The organism is Methanomicrobia archaeon, from assembly GCA_016930255.1.
Lineage (GTDB): Archaea > Halobacteriota > Syntropharchaeia > Alkanophagales > Methanospirareceae > JACGMN01.
The window spans coordinates 57,353-75,259 of sequence record JAFGHB010000022.1 but is presented as its reverse complement, the minus strand read 5'-3'; the positions used below and the strand labels follow the sequence as shown (position 1 = coordinate 75,259).

Here is a 17,907-nt window from a genome sequence, read left to right as displayed (position 1 = left end):
ACCTCCTCACGTTTTTATAAGCCCGTATCGTCTATTCTATTTCTATATGTTCAGCTACTATCGCAGTGATATAAATAAATAGGTTTGGACGGGTGGCACATGATGACGGCAAAGCAAATAGTAGAGAGATATGATGTCGTGGTCATCGGTGATGTGTTCTGTGACATAATCACGATGCCGATTGCGGATTATCCTGAGCGCGACAAGCAGCTCGGCTGTGAATTTATGCTCAAGCTAGGCGGCCAGGCAGGAAACTGTGCGGCTGCATGTGCCGCCCTTGGCTTGAATACCGCACTTATCTGTAAACTAGGCACTGATGCGCTTTCGCACTGGGTGCGCTCCGAGTTACTGAAGTTAGGTGTGGACTGCTTTGCTGCGCTAGCGAAGAGAGAAGAGCATCAGCATCCCGGTATAACGGTGAGCATCGCCTTTGACGATGGCAGCAGGTCAATGTTGTCCGACCGTGGCGCAAATGTAGACCTCAGGGAAGAGGATGCGAACACAGAACTTCTCCGAAAAGCGCGGTTCGTGATGCGTGCCGGTCACTGGAACACCGAAGGGCTCTTCGCCGCCAATAACAAGCTCCTCAGAGTCGCGCAATCAGCAGGTGCGTGTACTGGTGTAGATATTGGTTGGAGCGCGTATCTCGGATGGACTGTGCGTGCACGGCAAACTGTTTTCAATCTCTTACCGGATACCGAGTTCCTCTTTGTTAACGACGCGGAGCTGCAGAGCTTGAGTGAAAAGATAGGGAGGAACGGAGCGCGCGATGTGTTGGAGAAGGGCTGCCAAAACGTGATTCTGCACCGGGGTGCGCAGGGTTCTGCGTGGATAAGCCACGAGTTCGAGCTAAGCTTTCCCGCGTTTGATGTAGAGCCGCTAAGTCCGACGGGCGTGGGCGATGTCTTCAATGCAGGTTTTATCTATGCCGTCTTAAACGGTAAAGAAGCTGAGGAGTGCCTGCGCTTCGCTAATGCCTGCGCGGCAGTATACCTGAGCACCAAAAGAACGGGGACGGCATATCCCGCATTCGAAGAAGCGGAAAAGTTGTATAAGTACTAGTAGGATAAAGATAAAGAGGAAAAAAATGGATGGACACATGGTACCCACAGCGTTCTTCGTTACGTCCGGTGTGGGTATGGACAAGGAGCAAGCGAACGCGTTCGATCTCGCGTTGCGGGATGCAGGGATAAGCGAATGCAATCTGGTCGAGGTCTCGTCTATCCTGCCGGCGAATGCAGAGGTTACGGAACGACGTAACGTGACAATAACTCCGGGAAGCATAACGTTCTGCGTGCTCTCACGAGCAGATGGCAAGTCGGGCGAAGTCATTGGCGCAGGTGTCGGCTACGGCTGGTTAGGCGCAAAAACAGAAGGCGGTAGAGCGCAAAGAGAGTTCGGCATCATCTGCGAGCATCATGGGCATCATGCACGAGAATATCTGGCGGAGAAGGTGCAGGAGAAGTTACAGACGATGGCTACGATTCGCGATATGAACATACTTGAAGAGGCGTTGTTGGTGGAGTCGGTAGAGGTAGAGAAGGGGAAATTCGGCTCGGTCGTCGTAGTACTGGTGTTTGTATTCTGAGGTGCGAAAGGTTTAAGTGCTCAAATAACGGTGTATAATTAGTCATCGTTTTAGTACCGAAGAGGTGAATAATCGTGGATTTAGAGGAATTACCCGGTGTTGGACCTGCAATTGCGGAGAAGTTACGTGATGGTGGTTATAATTCGTTAGAGGCGATAGCGGTGGCATCTCCTGCCGAGTTGGTGGCCGCTGCGGAGATCGGTGAAGCGACTGCAGCGAAGATAATCAATGCCGCGCGAGAGGCTGCGGACATCGGCGGGTTTGAGACCGGAGATAAGATATTAGAGCGCCGGCAGGAGGTCGGCAAGCTCACGTCGGGATCGCAATCGCTGGATACATTATTAGGCGGCGGTATCGAGACGCGATCGATAACCGAGTTTTATGGCGAATTCGGCAGTGGCAAGACGCAGATAGCGCATCAGCTCGCCGTGAACGTGCAGTTACCACTGGATAAGGGCGGATTAAACGGCTCGGTCATAATAATTGATACCGAGAATACCTTCAGGCCGGAACGGATAAAGGATATGGCTGAAGCGGTAGAACTCGATTTCGATGAGGTTCTCAAGAACATACACATCGCACGCGCATACAACTCGAATCATCAGATACTGCTGGTGGATAAGGCGGAACAGCTCGCAGGGGAGTTGAAAGAGACGGAAAAGCCCGTGCGGTTACTGATAATAGACTCGGCAACAGCCCATTTCAGGAGTGAGTATGTCGGCAGAGGCACGTTAGCGGACCGTCAGCAGAAGATAAACAAGCATCTGCACGACGCTTTGCGGTTTGGGGACCTTAATAACGCGGTGATAATGATAACGAATCAGGTACAGGTGAGACCGGACGCCTTCTTCGGCGACCCGACACGGCCCATCGGCGGCCATGTGCTCGGCCATACCGTGACGTTCAGGTTATACCTGCGTAAGTCAAAAGGAGAGAAGCGAATAGCACGCTTAGTTGATTCACCGAATCTTCCGGAAGCCGAGGCGGTGTTCTCTGTGACCAAGGCGGGAATCGGGGACTAGCTAGCTAGCGTACTTACTTAATCCAACCCTTCCATTTCTAACTCCTCTTTACACGTATCACAGACCATGAGCCCGCTTTTCATTACCAGGTAATTCGAGAAGCTCCCGCATTTCTCGCAGAGTCCCTGCCCGACACTCTCGTCCTCTAATTCCAGTTCTTCTCGTTCCATACTCATCTCTAGCAATTCTGCCTGGATCGAATTCATCTGGGACGAAACAGAGAGAATATCGACATCGGCAACGATGCCCACGAGCTTACCGGCTTCGATTACGGGTATCTTCCTTATCCGTTCCTTCGCCATTTTCCGCGCTATGGCTGAGACGCGGTCGTTAGGAGATGCGGTTACCAAGGGTGACGTCATTATGTCATTCAGTTTCCTCGTGCTCGGCTTGAGATCTTGACTCACCACGCCGCTGATGATATCGCCTTCGGTAACGATTCCCACCGGCTCGCCGTGATCGAGCACTATGATACTGTCCACCTTATACTTCCTCATCAGCTTCGCCGCTTCCAGTACGGTTAGATCTCTCTCCCCCCGTACGACCTCCTGTACCATTACATCTCTCAGTGGTATATCGGTCTCCATGTCTCCTCAACAATTATAAGTTGAACGTATGCTTTAAAAACAAATAGAGATACTGCTGAGGTATGAGCATGAAGTATGTACTTTTAATAGGGGACGGCATGGCTGATTATCCGATTCCCGAGCGTGGTAACAAGACGGCACTGCAACTTGCCTCCACACCCAATCTCGATCACATCGCGGCGGCAGGTACCTGTGGGTTGGTGCAGACGATTCCAGCGGGAATGACCGCCGGGAGCGATATAGCCACCCTCTCGATTCTTGGGTATGACCCTGCGAGATATCATACCGGGAGGGGTCCGTTAGAGGCGATGGCACTGCGGATTCCGCTCGAAGCCGGCGATATTGCCTTTCGCTGTAATCTAATCACCGAGCGCAACGGCATTTTAGCGGATTTCAGTGGCGGGCACGTAACAACCGAAGAGGCGCGGGGTTTAATAGCGGCGCTCAATGCGGCACTTCGCGGTAAGTGGCTTGATGAGGGCTGGGAATTTACCTTTTATGCCGGCGTGAGCTACCGGAACATTTTTGTGCTCGAATCCAAGCCGAACGATTTTGCTTTTCAGGAAGAGAAGGAGATCGGGTGCGCACCACCACACGATATCGTGGGCGAGCGTATCGAAGCGTACCTCCCGAAAGAGGCGATTTTACGAGCGGTCATGCTCGCTTCGAAGGACGTTTTAGAGAACCATGAGGTCAACGTTAAGCGTGCGGCACGCGGCGAAAAGAAGGCGAATATGGTCTGGCTCTGGAGCGGTGGTGAGAAGCCGCAGATGCCGTCGTTTAGCGCGCTGTACGGCGTGCAGCGGGGCTCGGTGATCTCGGGCGTGGACCTGATAAAAGGCATTGGGCGGTGTGCCGGACTGGATGCGATTGATGTGCCGGGCGCTACGGGTTATCTGGACACGAATTATACCGGCAAGGCGGAGTACGCGCTACGCAGCCTGGCGGATAATGATTTCGTGCTCGTACATGTCGAGGCGCCGGACGAAGCCGGGCATCTCGGCGATATCGATCTGAAAGTGAACGCGATCGAAGAGTTCGATGAGTTGGTGGTCGGCACCGTTCTCAGCGGCTTGAACGAAAACTATGCAGAAACTGAGGGCTACCGGATCCTGGTCATGCCGGACCATTACACGCCGGTGTCCGTGGGCACGCATACGCGAGAGCCCGTGCCGTTTGCCATATACGATTCCCTTGATCCGCAGGAGCAGAAGAAGGAAGGTCGGTTTGACGAACAGTCTGCGCAGAAGCGTGCGGAAAAGGTACTCGATGCACGCTCGCAAGAGTTGATGCGGTTGTTCTTCCGGCTGAAATAAGGGTTTCTGTATCCCTTCAGGCGAACTTCGTGGCCACGACATCCGCGATGATGCCGTAGACGATGCCGAATCCGATAAAGGCTGCACCGTCACTTATACCGACATCGATCATGTTCATGAGCGCCATTGCGAGACTGATAATGACGCCGATCAACGCACCTCTCAGCACGGGATGCAACGGAATGTCATCGCCGAGGCCAACGAACAGACCGATGAGCACGCGATTATACACGACCACGGCCAGCAGCCCGGTGGTAACAACAAGCGACGGTTTCGATGCTGCGATCAAGATCGTCCCGTACGCGCAGAACAGCCCGCACAAGAATCCTATCACGGTCGCGATTGCGATTCGTTTGGTTTTCATTTTCTTTCTCTCTTCTAAGGATTTGTTTCCTTATCCCTTATTTACTTTACTTCTTTGTTCGATCTCTTTGAAAAGCTTCTCCGCCTTCTTTAACGCTGGAACGTAGCCACACTCCGCCCTTTCCTTTGCTTTTTCTGCATGCTCTTTCGCCTTCTCCACCTCACCGGCATCCAGATAGAACGCCGCCAAAAAGTTGTGAATATCAGCCTGCTTCAGCCGGTACTCGCAACGGTCCGCGATCTGCAGCGCTTCTTCCGCCTTTTCCAGCGCTTCTTTCTTGTAATTCTGTTTAAACCTGAGTTTAGCAAACTCCAGCAGAATATCAGGCTCTAATTCCACGAGATTGATTTTTCGGTCTCTCGTAAGAGCGTCGGATAGATGCTGCTCGGCTTCTGTTAAATTCTCTTGCATCAAGTAGGAGGCTCCGAGGAGGCATTCTGCTTGGATGACATCTCGTTCTGTGTAGTCAATCACAGCAAGTTCACGGGCTTTTTTGGCTGCTTTCATAGCCTCGTCGGCGTTAAACATAAAAATGGAACGGATGGATTTGTACGCTCTAACAACTGAAATATACCCTGTTCTTCCTCCTTTTTCCCTAAAATCATCAACGCCTTTTTGTGCTCGATTCAATTCTTCTTGAGATTCCGCGAATTCGCCCTCATAGGCAAACAATCGGCCTAATTCCGCATGACCAACCGCTTCTCTAATTATGTCTTTGATTTCGCGGCAGAATTCAATTTGTTTTTTGAGATTTGTTTCAGCAAGGTCAAGTTCCCCGATTTGCATTTGAATCCAGGCAAGAATATTCAGACCAACTTTTTTCCAATTCATCCCTCCAATTTTTTTATCAAGGTCAATAGCAGTTTCTAAAATTCTGAGGGCTTTTTTAGGCTGACCCGACATTAAGTAACTATTTGCAAGTGCTTGCAGCGTCCATGCTTGAGTAGATTCATCTTTCAATCTTGGTGGTTTATCCTCGCCATCAGGAAAGAGCGCACGAAGCAGTTCTATTCTTGCTTGATATGCACCAAATACATAAAATAACGGCGCTGCAAGCCTGTTGCCAAATAAATCAATAGCTTCGTCATACTTGCCTGTACTTACCGTATGGTGATACAGCTCGATAACTGGTGCCAAGTCGTCCACTGATTCGACTTTTTCTGGTGCTGGGATATAAGCAAAATAATCCATGAGCACTGAATGGATGCTTTCTTTATTTTTTAATCGCTCGTAGCAGTATCTTCGCACAATCGGATGCAAATCGAATTTATTGCTTTTCTCGTCTCTGAATATTAAACCCCTTTCCACGAGTTCACGCAGAACCTCATTAAATTTTTCCTCAGTGCCAAACTCGTTGAAAATAGAAACCGCATCGTAATCCATCGGGTTTCTGAACGCCGCAAGTCTGCTGATAAACTTCTGCTTTTGTTCATCCAGAGAATTATAAGCGAGATCTAAGATGTGGTGTCCTTCTTTACCTTTCAATTCAGGCAATGGGTTGTATTTCCGCCATTCCTGTATATCCCCTGGATTTTTGGGGTCGCTCGCAATCATACCAGAAAGCAGTCGGAGAGAAAGAGGAAGATAATCAACGCTACCACAAGCCGTTTCAATTTCCGCCCGTGCGCCGGTAACGCCCTGACGGTGGAAAAATTCGACGGCATCTTCGTTAATCATCCGTTCCAGATTTACATATCGGCATCCAGCAATACCCTCAAGTTCTTTAGGAAAGAGACGTGTTGTAATAAGGCTTTTAGTCTGAGGATAACCCGCAGAAAGCCATTGAAGAAATTTCGCTACATTTGGATCAATACAGGCACGGAATTCCTGTTTTTCATCCTCCTTTACAGCCTCTCCCTGATAAGGTGATCCCAAGCCGGCATATGCCCTAAGCAACCGCTCTACGCCGTCGAGGACCACAAGGTAATTGCTCTCTCCGTATAATTTGAAAAATACGCGCATCTTATCCCACATTGATTCTAGCTCTTTGGGGTCAATCGCCTGTCTACTGGCGTAACGTATGGAATTGTCTAAAAACCTTTCAAAACTCGCTTCTTTATCATAAAAAGACCACCAGACAACTCCGTCGAATTGCTTGCCTTTTCCCAGTACATCTTCGTTAAGCCAGTACCACGACAAAGCTGATTTGCCCATACCGCCAATCGCTACTAATGCCAGCATAGACGTAGGATCCTGCTCTAACCATTCCGAGAGCAACTCCCGCTCTTTTTGCCTGCCCACGAAGTTCTCCTGCAATGCGTATGGCTGGGCGAAATATGGTTCAAGCACTTGTTCTTTTTTAGGTTTAGAAGTCTCTTCTTCCTCTCTTTTGCTCCACTGAACAATAAGTTTCGACAAATGTGTATCAACAATATCTTTAAACCTCTCGGCTCCTGTATACTCCCAAATTAACCCTTCTTGAGACAGACGCTCTCGAAATTCTATCACTTTCTCTAACTGCTTTATCTCATGCTGAGTTCGAGGCATGAATGGCTCTTGGTTAAAGTAAAACATGATGCAAGGGATACCAAACTTTTTGCGGCATTCAAAAGCGATATTGAACTCTTCCTCAGTTCCCGATTCCGCTTCGCCAGTAGGTGTTCCAAACCTCTTCCACATGATGCCAACAAAAACATCGTACGGGTCAATCTGTTTATTTATGATTGCCTGCGGTCGGTCACCCATTTCGGGAATAACATGAGTTTCCCATCCTACGACTTCTAAGTTGAATCCCAGTTCATGCGTGATTGAATGGTTTAGTTTATCAGCAACCTTTCGCAACTGTTCTCGCTCTTCTGCTACGTCACCCGGCGAAGCTACAAAGATTCGTACGTTCTGAAGCTTTTCCACGATTCGCTTTTCAGATCCGCTTCCAGTATTAGTGTATGTACTCATCTCCAAATACTCTTCCGTAAGTTTTGACCATAATCGAACACATGCGGGTAAACTAACTTAGTATACTAGATGATAAATAAAAGACTAATATATCTGAGTTCAGTAAGTAGAACTCAGAAAAATTTTCATTCCCATCTATCTAGCTCATTTTCGCATCTCTTTTATGCGTTCGACGACGACGTTCGGATTCGGCTTTCGTATCACGGTAATAACGCGCTTCTTCCGCTTCACCTCGCGGTCCAGCTCGTCCAGGCTCTTCTTCACCCGCTCCTCCTTCTCCTGCCGCTCCTTCTCGTCCCTCTCCAGATCCGCTTTCCGCTTGCCGAGCATCCGCTGCACTTCTTTCTTCGCGGGTCCCCCTTTCACGCGCCGTTTCTGCACGTTCGACGCGATGTTCAGCGCTTCCGCTACTTTCTTCTCCGTCAGTCCCTTCTTCTCGCTCAGCTTCTCACCGGTGATCTCCAGAGCGATATCGTCTATCATCCGAATGATTTCAGCCACGAACGCTTTCTCAGCCTCCTTATCGGTCAGCACTCCCCAGTTCTCTTCCGTCAGAACGGAAGCTAACGAAGCGACGATTTTATGCGCGGTTCTGAACGGCGTGCCGGTCTCTCGAACAATCGTATCCGCCAGCTCGGTTGCCGTGGTGAAGCCGCGTGACGCCTGCTTCTCCAGCGCCTCCTGCTTCACTTCCAGGCCTTGGATCATGCTCTTCATTACGGCTACCGACGCGGTCGTGGTCTTCACGGCGCGCAGCAGGTGCGGCGTCACTTCCTGTAAATCCCGATTATACGAATAGGGTAACGCTTTGCAGATCGAAAGCACGCTCAGCAAACAGCCGTGGACCGTGCCTGCTCGCGCACGTACCAGTTCTGCGTAGTCCTGGTTCCGTTTCTGCGGCATGATCGAGCTTCCCGTCGCATAGTCCTCAGGAACGCGGATGAGATCGAACTCGGACGTGCTCCAGAGTATAAGCTCTTCCGCCAGTCTGCTCAGGTTGGTCATCAGATTGGAGAAGCACGCAATCGACTCAATGACGAAATCGCGTGTGGATACAGCATCCATCGAGTGTTCCAGCACGGAATCGAACCCGAGCAGCTTCGCCGTTTGATCCCGATCGATCGGAAAACCCGTCGAGGCAAATGCGGCGGCACCCAGGGGACTGACGTTCGTACGCTCGTATGCGGTTATGAGCCGTGCGAAATCGCGAGCGAACGCATCGGCGTGCGCCAACGCGTAGTGTGCGAAGGTGGTTGGTTGTGCATGCTGCAAATGCGTGTAGCCCGGCATGAGCGTATTGACATTCTTATCCGCTTTATCGAGTAACGCGCTTCGCAAGTCGTTCACCGCCTCCAGCAGCTCGAACAGCTCAGCACGGAGCGCTATGCGTATGCACGTCGCCACTTCGTCATTGCGCGACCGCCCGGTATGCATCCGCCCGCCGACGTCCGCGCCTATCTCCCGTATCACCACCGATTCGATCGCCGTGTGCACATCCTCGTATTTGGGAAGCTCGTGCTCGATAAAATCCTCGCTGCGCTCCTCTATATCCACTAAGCAGTTCAGAATAGCCGCGCCCTCCTTCTTTATGATCCCCCTCTCCTTTAGCATCACCACGTGCGCCTTGTCAACGAGGAGATCCGCATGAAAGAGCCACCTATCGGCTTCCAATGATAAAATGAAATCATCTTTATACCCTTCTTTCTTTCTCATTTTCTTCTCCTTCTTCCGTTCCTCTCTTTCGCCTCTGCTTCTCCCTTCTCAATGATCTTACGTTCACGATCATTAAATCAGAGCATAAACTTTATGTATATCTACATGATACTTTAAAAGTACTTTTTAAGTTTGAGGACTCCACCATTCATGCATTCATCTCAATCGGTCATGCCAACCGCCATTAAATAGCCGCGCGCACGCTCCGTTTTCGGATATCGATTGACGAGCACCCAGAACTCAGGTCCGTGTCTCGGCACGTGCAAGTGCGCGAGCTCGTGCACCACGACGTAGTCATGCACGAACGTCGGCATCTGCAGTAAACGATCCGAAATCCTGATCGTTCTGTTCTTCGTGTTGCAAATCCCAAACGTGCTTCCATTCTGCCCGGTCGTGTAGCATATTCGTTCCCACGTGAGTTCGCCGCTGAAATACCGCTTGTTGAGTGCCTGAGCGCGTTTTTTCAGTTCGGCGTCAGCGTTGTTTGCTCTGAGTTCCTTTTTACGACGCTGTGCTTCAAAACGCTTCTCCGCCCACAGCACGTACTTGTCTTCTTCCGCGCGTGAGAGCCCCATCGGCAGATATAAGTGGATTTCACCATCTACTTCGTGTGCACTGATTGTCTTCTTCCGCCTCTGACTGCGAACGATCTTAACGTCCATTCCACTGCTCTCCACGAACTAATCCCTCATGTTTTGGGACCACGAAGTGCCCACGGTGGAACCACGGCATCGGGAACCGAATCCGCCCGTGAATTGTACGGCTTGATGTCGATTATCGGCGTGTCTTCAAACGCATCGAGCCCTTTCACCGACAAAACAGCCCCCTTCAGCCTCACCAGCTTCACCACACATAACCCTATCGGATTCGGTCTGCTTGGGCTCCTGGAGGTGAAGACGCCCACTTCTGGCGCGCCCGAATGTCGCCGCGGGACTACTTTGAGCACGCTTCGCTCCTCCTCGGTATCGCGTAAATGGAACCAATAGAGGACGATTATATGCGAGTAGCTATCTAATCCTTCCAAACCGTCACGAAACTCGTCGAAAATTCGTATCTGCGAAACTCCTTTTTCGTTCGCTTTCTCTACCACACCGATAAATCGCAACATCGCGTCACCTAAAGGACGACGAGAGCAGCGCCCCGCCCACGGCACCGATATACTGCGGATACTGCGGCACAATTACTTCAAAGCCCAGAACGTCGTTCATCGCTACCGGCACGCCCTCCACCAACGAAGTCCCGCCAACCTCTATCGCGGGCTGCCTGAGGTCAATCTCCTGTAATAACTGCTCCTTCACCTGCTCCACGACCGAGTGGCACGCTGCAGCCGCCACGTCTTCTTTGCGCGCGCCGCTTGATAACGCGGATACAAGATCCTGAATGCCGAACACGATGCAGTAACTGTCTGTCTTTATTCTATTCGGGTCGCCCTTTAACGCTAACTTACCCATCTCGACCACGTCGACGCCCAGTCGACGTGCGACCATCTCCAGGAATCTTCCTGAAGCACCAGCGCATATCCCGCCCATCGTGAAGTTATCAGGAATGCCATCATAAGCGGTAATTATCTTATTGTCCATGCCGCCGATGTCGATGATCATAGCTTCTCCCTTCTCGATGCCCGCAAGATACATTGCGGCCTTCGAGTTCACGGTCAGCTCCTCTTGCACCAGATCCGCCTTGAAATGCTCTCCTAACGGGTGCCGACCGTAACCGGTGGTCCCCAGCGCTTCTATATCCCCGCGTTTCACGCCTGCGATCTCCAGCGCCTTCTCGAATACTTTCTCCGCAGTCTTTATCACGTCCCGTGAAGGTGACCACGTCGCTCCCAGCACCTCGTTGTCCTGCATGATCGCTGCCTTTGTCGTTGTCGAGCCGGAATCAATGCCCGCGGTAAGGCCCTCCTGCACCGTGCGCTCCAGTATCCATCTCCGTCTCACAATCGTCACCAGCGCCTCCATTCGCGTCAACAGCTCCCCTGCCTTTGTCCGTTCTGAAAACGGATACATAACGATGGGCAAGCGGGTCTTTTCTTGTATGATCTTCCTGATCTCCGTCCGAATAACAGCCCCGCGCGGACATTTGTGACAGCCCGCCAGAAATACCGCGTCCGCATCGCTCAGACCTTCCGCAACGGCGAAGCCACGCGCTAACGCGACACTCAAACCCAGGCTCGTCTTCATGTCGTAACCGAATTCGTCCACCTTTGCCTTGAGATAATCCAGATCAATTTCGGGCACGAAGAGCTCTGCACCCACTTCCGCTGCAGCCTTCTCTATCTCGTGCTGCACATTACCGTAGAGTGTGCCACACGAAACCTGGGCTATCCTTATTCCTTCCTCCTCGCCTTCGGCCTTCTTCGTCTTACCCATAATTGTAAAAGATGTATGCCGACCTTCTAATTAAACATTGCGCTTTTTTCACCGGCGGCCGTTTAATATCGTCGCGTCCAATGACGCGACGGTTTTTAGCACCGTTCGTCGATTCACCACGGAACTTGCTTCCTTCCTATCTTGAAGCCGATGTAATTGGTAAGCAGATGCAAGAGCGGGGTGATAAGAACCACCACAATGATCACCTCCAGTGAGAAGGCGTTACGAAACCACGTGCGGGCGAAGAGGAACAAAAGCAGCCAGGCGCCAACCACGAAATCGAGCTGATCCACCAGCGGTAGAGACGCACCTCGTTTCAGCCCGACTCGCCGTTTTGCAAAACTACCGAGCAGATCGCCAAGCATGGCTCCTGCCGACAGGCAGATGAGTGTCACGAAAAAGAACGGAAAGGTACCGAAAGAAGGCATATCCACATAAGTGCCCGCAAAAAGGGTCTGAACGATGCCGACGAGGATGCCGCACGCGATGCCCTTTACGAGGCCTTCATACGTCTTGCCATCACCCAGTAACCTGCTCGTACCCCAATACATGCCCCGGTCAATGGGCGTCTTGCCGCCAAAGAACGCCGCGCTCGAATTCGTTACGTACGCCGGCAGCATCAGCCAGAGTGCAGCAACAATGGTCACTATAATAGCGCTCATAGTAGTACGTTACTCGTGTGTACCTTAGTCATAGTAAACAAACCTCTAGCAATTTTTATGCTTTTACGCTGGAGCGATAGGATAGATACGTCAAAAGACTTCATCGTATTCGGTCGCAACGACGCCACTGGAAATGGTATGCCGCACCGCACCCGGAAACTCGTACCCTTCAAACGGCGACCACCCGCATTTTGTATATAACCGATCACTGCTGATTTTAACGGGCTTCTGTAAATCCAGGATGGTCAGATTCGCCCGCTTACCTACTTCTATCCTGCCTCTATCGTTCAAGCCCAGAAAGCGCGCAGGATTGAACGAGCAGACGCGTGCCATGAGAGTTGGCGAGACATCGCAACGCGCAATCAACCATGACACGAAATTACCGTACGTATCCAAATGTGGAACGCCGGCAGGCGCATCTAAGATGTCGTGTGCCTTCTCCTCCTGCGTGTGCGGTGCGTGATCGGTCGCTAAGAAATCGATTGCGCCCGCTTTGAATGCAGTCAGCAGTCGCTGCCTGTTCGCTTCCGTTCGCAGCGGTGGATTCGTCTTTAAAAACGCCTTCTTCGACAATAGATCGTCTCTGGTGAAGAACAAGTGATGCGGCGTGACCTCGCCGTGCACGTTTTTGTGTTGCCTCAGGAGGCTTACGGTCTCGGAAACGGAGATGTGTGCGATGCTTATTTTAAATTCTCGTGCAGTAGAAGCGGCGGATAAAACGTTTCTGACCGCGGACAACTCAGCTTCCGCGGGTCTTAGCTCTGAATGGAGTTCCCCATGGTTCTTCCCACCGCCGCCTCGTGATCGCGATTCTTCTTGCTTACGGTCTATGATATGCTGGTCTTCACAATGGATGACGGCGGGTTTAGAAGTCGCTTCTACCGCCGTAAGTGCGTGTGGTAACGTTTTCTCATCTATGTATAACCCGCCCGTCCTGGCAAGGTAGATCTTATATGCTACAACGTCTTCTTGCATATCCGCAAGCGTCTTCAGATTGGATTCTGCTACAGCACCGCAGAAAAGAATGTCAAGCAAGCCTTTCGACTTTGTGCGAGCGAGTTCCTTCTTCTCTCGTATCCGCTCGGCAGTTATGCCGGGCAACGGGGTGTTGGGCATGTCAACGACGGTCGTTACACCGCCGTGAAGCGCAGCCGCAGTGCCCGACGTGAAATCTTCCTTGTAACCCCACTTGTGACTGCCGTCTTCCCGTAAATGCACGTGCATATCAATAAATCCCGGAAAGATGAGACATCCCCGCGCGTCTATTTCCCGCTCGCCGCGTAAACCCTGCTTTTTCAACGCGGTAATAAACGCCCCGTCAATGCCGATCTGAGCCTCGTGTATCCCTTCAGGATTTACGATTTTACCGGTAACCACAAGCTCATGGAGCATGGTTTTTAAATAAGGAAGTAAAATAGAAAAGATAAGAGGAGTTGAAGCTATGTTTCCAAACAAAAAAGTTCAGAGTCTGGTGGGAAGAGAGATACACGTAGAGATGAAGGGTGAGCAGTGCGTGCTGGAGGGCGTGCTGACATCGGTTGATGACTATTTGAATCTGCATTTGAGCGGTGCGAGCGAGATCTTGCAAGGCGAAAAGAAACGCTCTCTGGGCTCTGTTATACTCCGTGGCAATAATGTTGTGCTTATAAATCCATTGAAGGAATGAACGTGAGCGTGGTCGAGGGGAAGAAAATCGGCATTATCGGCGTGGGCAACATAGGGGCGTCTATTCTGCGGGGGCTTCTTGCTGCTGATAACGGCGGCGGATTGAACGAGCGGATTTTTATCAGCGACGTACGGAAGGCAAGTCTCGAATCCTTTGTGGGCGACTCAGAATCGCGCGTCGTCGTCTGCGAGAGCAACGGCGAGGTCGCGGAGCAATCAGACGTGACCATTTTGGCCGTTAAGCCAAACGATGTACAGAGGGTCGTGGAGGAGATTGCACCGTTCATATCTGGGAGTAAAATAATCATATCGGTAGCTGCTGGCGTACCAACGCACGCGATCGAGAGTGCCCTGGGCACAGGCAAGAAGGTAATCCGAGTGATGCCGAATATCGGCGTGCTCGTGGGTGAATCCGTAACGGCGATTTGTAAAGGCGCGTACGCAGGAGAAGAGGATGTGGAGCTCGCACGGGAGATCTTCAGTGCGCTCGGTGCCGTTTATAGCTTGAAAGAGAGCGATCTTGATATTGTTACGGGATTAAGCGGCAGTGGCATCGCTTTCTTCGCCGCAGTGATCGAGGCAATGTCTGAAGGCGGCGTCTACGAGGGCTTGCCCTATGATGTGGCGCTTTCGATCTCTGCCCAGACCGCCCTGGGCGCTGCGAAGATGATCCTTGCAGGTAACGAGCCGTCTTCGATAACACATCGGACTGCTTCTCCCGGTGGGACGACGATACGCGGGCTTCGTGTGATGGACACGGTCGGTGTAAAGGCAGCGCTGATGGAAGCGGTAAGTGAAGCAACAAAGCGGGCACGGGAACTATCATCCTCGGACAAAGCTAGCTCGTTGAAGGCCAGATGAAGGACGATCTGATCTCTCAGGTATTGGGAATATTGCAGGATGCGGGCTTTATCGTATCACAGAGATGTGAGGCGCGGAGTTTCGATTTAGCGGCGCGACGAAGCGAAGTGACCCTGCTGGCGAAGATAATGCGTAATATAGACGGCCTTAACGAAGACGTAGCGAAGAGCATAAAACGCGCGGCATTTTGCTTACTCGCGTCTCCGCTGGTCATCGGCGAGCGAAAAGGCGTGTCCTTTCTGGAAGACGATGTGGTCTATCATCGATACGGTATCCCTGCTTTAAACCCGCATACACTTTACGATTACTTTGTGGAGGGCGTGGATCCCTACGTTTATTCGGCCACCGGCGGCGTGTATGTCAATATCGACGGGGCAGCGATGAAGACGGCGCGGGAGAAGAAGGAATTGTCCCTGGGCGATATCGCCTCGGAATTAGGCATCTCGCGGAGGAGCGTGAGCAAATACGAAGAGGGCGGCATGAGTACGACCATCGACATCGCGCTGAAACTCGAGGAGATCTTAGATACCGTACTCATAGTGCCTTTAGAGCTCTTAAATGCCGAATCAGAGGAACCTTCCGCGGAGGTATTAAAAGAGGGCGCGGACGAAGCGATTTCGAGCTTGGAGAAGCGCATTTTGGGTATGATGGAAGAGATCGGCTTTGAAATTTTTACGACGTCTTACGCTCCTTTTAGCGCTGTTTCGTTCCCTGAGCCGCCGTCGAAAGCGCGAGTCGAATGTCCGAAGATCCTTACCGGCGTAAGCGAATATACCGAGCGCATGATAAAACGGGCGAGGATAGTGAGCAGCTTATCGCAGGTTACGAGAACGAAGTCGGTATTCGTCGTGAACGGGAATGTCAAATACGTGCAGATAGATGATACCGTGTTAATCGGAAAAGACGAGCTGAAACGGATAAAGGATCCAGAAGAGTTCACCGAGGTGATGGAGGAGCGGATAAAGGCCTAAACCTAAATGCGCAATCCGAAAGATCATGACTAAAGTAGCTATCGTAATGGGCTCGAAGAGCGATCAAGCGGTGGCGGATAAAGCGATCGCGGTATTGGAAGAGCACAACATTCCTTACGATGTGCAGGTGCTCTCCGCGCACCGGAACCCAGAAGAGCTGGATTGCTATTTGAAGGAGAGCGGCGATGTCGCGGTATTCATAGCGATTGCAGGGCTCGCGGCGGCTTTGCCGGGGATCATCGCGTCGAAAACGGATAAGCCAGTCATCGGCGTTCCGGTAAGCGGGCCGTTAAGGGGCATGGATGCGCTCCTGTCCATGGTTCAAATGCCCCCGGGCGTGCCGGTAGGCGTAGTGGGTATCGACAACGGCACGAATGCGGCCGTGCTCGCCGTGCGGATAGTGCGTGCACGGTAGGTAAGGCACTCCGAACGGAATTAGGTGCGCTGGCTGACAGTTTGCATTCTGTTATCGAGTTAGAGCCTTCTCCAGGTGTAAACGAACCGCTGGAGCGCCGTTGCGTTGCAGACAAGAGCAAAGACGAGGAGTGCCCAGCCGAGGAAGGACAAGCTCACGAGTCCTGACGCGGGAATCGGATAGGGATAGACCAATGTGAGCGCCGTTGCAGCTATTATAAGTATCATGCGGTCCGCTCTGCCAAGCAGTCCGCCGTACATCCTGCTCAGCCCGACTGCCTGCGCCTGTGTGCCCATGTAGGAAGAGAGCAAGACGCCAATAATCGCGACAACGCCAATTTGCCAGCCTGCATAGCCGCCGAAGACGATACCGCCGATGATGAATACGTCTGAATAACGGTCGACCACATGGTCAAGGAAATCGCCCTTTCTGCTTGCATTACCGATCTCTCGCGCGACAAGTCCGTCCAGACCGTCCAAAACGGCATTCAGGCATACAAAAACGCCCGCGACTAATAAAAAGAGGTTGAAAGACATGCTCGTGCGGGATAAGCCGAATAGTAAGCCGGCGAGCGCGGCAAAGACGAGCGAGAGCAGGGACAACACATTCGGCGAGATGCCTCGATTGGCGAAAAATCGCGTTGTCGTCCTCACGAAGCCGGAATTATCTACAATAGTACGCAGGAGAAAATTAAGAGCCATCGTAACACTTCATCTTTTCTTTGCAAAACTGTTAATAAAAGCTTTACCGCGAACGCGCAAGAAAAGCCTGGCCAAGAAGATTGAAGAATCAACGAAGCAACGCCTCCCCACATGTGAGATTTGTCGTTTACAGGTTGCACCAAAGGATAGCGGTTGGCTACAAATTTTGGCACTTCTCCAATTTTAGAAAAATCCTCAGAAGGATTGAACGGATCTTCAGTTTATTATATCCTAAACAAGGTTTCAAAGCTCCCCGTTTTGTCGTGTATTCTATGAACTCACGACTAACCACGCAGATATTTGACTAGTCAATTTTATACCGACGTTTACCGACAAGTCACGTATGCCTGAGAAGGGCTGGGCGATCTTAACGGTTAGGGAGGATACGGCTCAGAAGGTTAAGGAACTAGCCCATGCTTAGGGTTTAACGGTGCATTTATTATTTCAAAATGATGGAGATGAAAGTGCTTAAGGGTCTCGCAGAATTAGAAACTTAACCATCCCCCATCCGATGAACGCCATAATCACAGCAGCCACAAACACAACTGGGACAGCCACCCAAATAGAAGCTTCCCTTTCCACCATAACATTAATCACCGATACTATAATTCCAGACCATAATCCTGCGAATAATCCTATAAAGTACTCGTGTGCGGTTCGCGCTTCTTCAGTTTTCATTTTTCAAATTTCACCATATAAACAAGAATCTCCAACTATATATTTAAACTTATCGCTTTTGCTTGATTTTAGTGTGTGTGGAGTATGGGAAGTATTC

The 17,907-nt window shown here is 51.1% G+C and carries 19 protein-coding genes; 8 read left to right on the top strand and 11 right to left on the bottom strand.

All coding sequences use genetic code 11. The annotated features are described in order from the left end of the window. Positions 1-102 precede the first annotated feature (102 nt). The 3 genes from JW878_03820 (at position 103) to radA (ending at position 2,610) form a co-directional block, all read left to right on the top strand. The gene (locus JW878_03820; protein ID MBN1762196.1) at positions 103-1,062 is read left to right on the top strand and encodes a carbohydrate kinase family protein; all 960 of its coding nucleotides are present in this window, start codon (positions 103-105) and stop codon (positions 1,060-1,062) included. Positions 1,063-1,087: 25 nt separating this feature from the next. Further along, complete coding sequence (locus JW878_03815) at positions 1,088-1,588, top strand: pyruvoyl-dependent arginine decarboxylase (GenBank protein MBN1762195.1); 501 nt, start codon at positions 1,088-1,090, stop codon at positions 1,586-1,588. A 71-nt stretch (positions 1,589-1,659) separates the two neighbouring features. Beyond that, on the top strand, positions 1,660-2,610 hold the full coding sequence (gene radA, locus JW878_03810; protein ID MBN1762194.1) for a DNA repair and recombination protein RadA: 951 nt from the start codon (positions 1,660-1,662) through the stop codon (positions 2,608-2,610). A gap of 17 nt (positions 2,611-2,627) precedes the next feature. On the opposite strand, the gene JW878_03805 is transcribed toward radA, so the two are convergent. Next, positions 2,628-3,197 (bottom strand): CBS domain-containing protein, encoded by a 570-nt coding sequence (locus JW878_03805; GenBank protein MBN1762193.1) that lies wholly within the window; start codon positions 3,195-3,197, stop codon positions 2,628-2,630. Positions 3,198-3,265: 68 nt separating this feature from the next. Between JW878_03805 and JW878_03800 the strand changes: the two genes are divergently transcribed. Then, positions 3,266-4,513: a cofactor-independent phosphoglycerate mutase gene (locus JW878_03800; protein MBN1762192.1), complete on the top strand. Its 1,248-nt coding sequence runs from the start codon at positions 3,266-3,268 to the stop codon at positions 4,511-4,513. Between the two features lie 16 nt (positions 4,514-4,529). Here the strand turns inward: JW878_03800 and JW878_03795 are convergent, their stop codons facing one another. From JW878_03795 to JW878_03760, 8 genes are all read right to left on the bottom strand, one after another. Further along, a complete protein-coding gene (locus JW878_03795; protein MBN1762191.1) occupies positions 4,530-4,877 on the bottom strand; it encodes a hypothetical protein in 348 nt (115 codons plus the stop codon). Between the two features lie 30 nt (positions 4,878-4,907). Then, positions 4,908-7,772, bottom strand: coding sequence for a DUF4062 domain-containing protein (locus tag JW878_03790; protein MBN1762190.1), 2,865 nt, complete (start codon positions 7,770-7,772; stop codon positions 4,908-4,910). 144 nt (positions 7,773-7,916) lie between these two features. Next, positions 7,917-9,485, bottom strand: coding sequence for an argininosuccinate lyase (gene argH / locus JW878_03785; GenBank protein ID MBN1762189.1), 1,569 nt, complete (start codon positions 9,483-9,485; stop codon positions 7,917-7,919). 161 nt (positions 9,486-9,646) lie between these two features. Further along, the gene (locus JW878_03780; protein ID MBN1762188.1) at positions 9,647-10,147 is read right to left on the bottom strand and encodes a M48 family metallopeptidase; all 501 of its coding nucleotides are present in this window, start codon (positions 10,145-10,147) and stop codon (positions 9,647-9,649) included. A gap of 26 nt (positions 10,148-10,173) precedes the next feature. Continuing rightward, entirely contained in the window at positions 10,174-10,593 is a 420-nt protein-coding gene (gene tsaA, locus JW878_03775; GenBank protein MBN1762187.1) for a tRNA (N6-threonylcarbamoyladenosine(37)-N6)-methyltransferase TrmO, read from the bottom strand. A gap of 4 nt (positions 10,594-10,597) precedes the next feature. Continuing rightward, the gene (locus JW878_03770) at positions 10,598-11,857 is read right to left on the bottom strand and encodes a methanogenesis marker 15 protein (protein MBN1762186.1); all 1,260 of its coding nucleotides are present in this window, start codon (positions 11,855-11,857) and stop codon (positions 10,598-10,600) included. A gap of 113 nt (positions 11,858-11,970) precedes the next feature. Next, a complete protein-coding gene (locus JW878_03765) occupies positions 11,971-12,519 on the bottom strand; it encodes a CDP-2,3-bis-(O-geranylgeranyl)-sn-glycerol synthase (GenBank protein MBN1762185.1) in 549 nt (182 codons plus the stop codon). 90 nt (positions 12,520-12,609) lie between these two features. Further along, positions 12,610-13,911 (bottom strand): dihydroorotase family protein, encoded by a 1,302-nt coding sequence (locus tag JW878_03760; protein ID MBN1762184.1) that lies wholly within the window; start codon positions 13,909-13,911, stop codon positions 12,610-12,612. A 49-nt stretch (positions 13,912-13,960) separates the two neighbouring features. Between JW878_03760 and JW878_03755 the strand changes: the two genes are divergently transcribed. The 4 genes from JW878_03755 to purE are packed head-to-tail and all read left to right on the top strand — an operon-like array spanning position 13,961 to position 16,431. Beyond that, the gene (locus JW878_03755) at positions 13,961-14,185 is read left to right on the top strand and encodes an LSM domain-containing protein (GenBank protein ID MBN1762183.1); all 225 of its coding nucleotides are present in this window, start codon (positions 13,961-13,963) and stop codon (positions 14,183-14,185) included. Then, on the top strand, positions 14,182-15,045 hold the full coding sequence (gene proC, locus JW878_03750) for a pyrroline-5-carboxylate reductase (protein MBN1762182.1): 864 nt from the start codon (positions 14,182-14,184) through the stop codon (positions 15,043-15,045). Before JW878_03755 ends, proC begins: the two co-directional genes overlap by 4 nt. Then, positions 15,042-16,016 (top strand): transcriptional regulator, encoded by a 975-nt coding sequence (locus JW878_03745; protein MBN1762181.1) that lies wholly within the window; start codon positions 15,042-15,044, stop codon positions 16,014-16,016. The genes proC and JW878_03745 overlap by 4 nt, the downstream gene beginning before the upstream one ends. Before the next feature lie 25 nt (positions 16,017-16,041). Continuing rightward, positions 16,042-16,431 (top strand): 5-(carboxyamino)imidazole ribonucleotide mutase, encoded by a 390-nt coding sequence (gene purE, locus JW878_03740; protein ID MBN1762180.1) that lies wholly within the window; start codon positions 16,042-16,044, stop codon positions 16,429-16,431. A 59-nt stretch (positions 16,432-16,490) separates the two neighbouring features. Here purE and JW878_03735 read toward each other — a convergent pair whose 3' ends face one another. Together JW878_03735 and JW878_03730 are read right to left on the bottom strand one after the other, a co-directional pair. After that, positions 16,491-17,132 carry a CDP-alcohol phosphatidyltransferase family protein gene (locus JW878_03735; protein MBN1762179.1) on the bottom strand — a complete coding sequence of 214 codons (642 nt, stop codon included), beginning with the start codon at positions 17,130-17,132 and terminating at the stop codon, positions 16,491-16,493. 468 nt (positions 17,133-17,600) lie between these two features. Continuing rightward, positions 17,601-17,810 (bottom strand): hypothetical protein, encoded by a 210-nt coding sequence (locus tag JW878_03730; GenBank protein MBN1762178.1) that lies wholly within the window; start codon positions 17,808-17,810, stop codon positions 17,601-17,603. Positions 17,811-17,907: the final 97 nt, after the last annotated feature.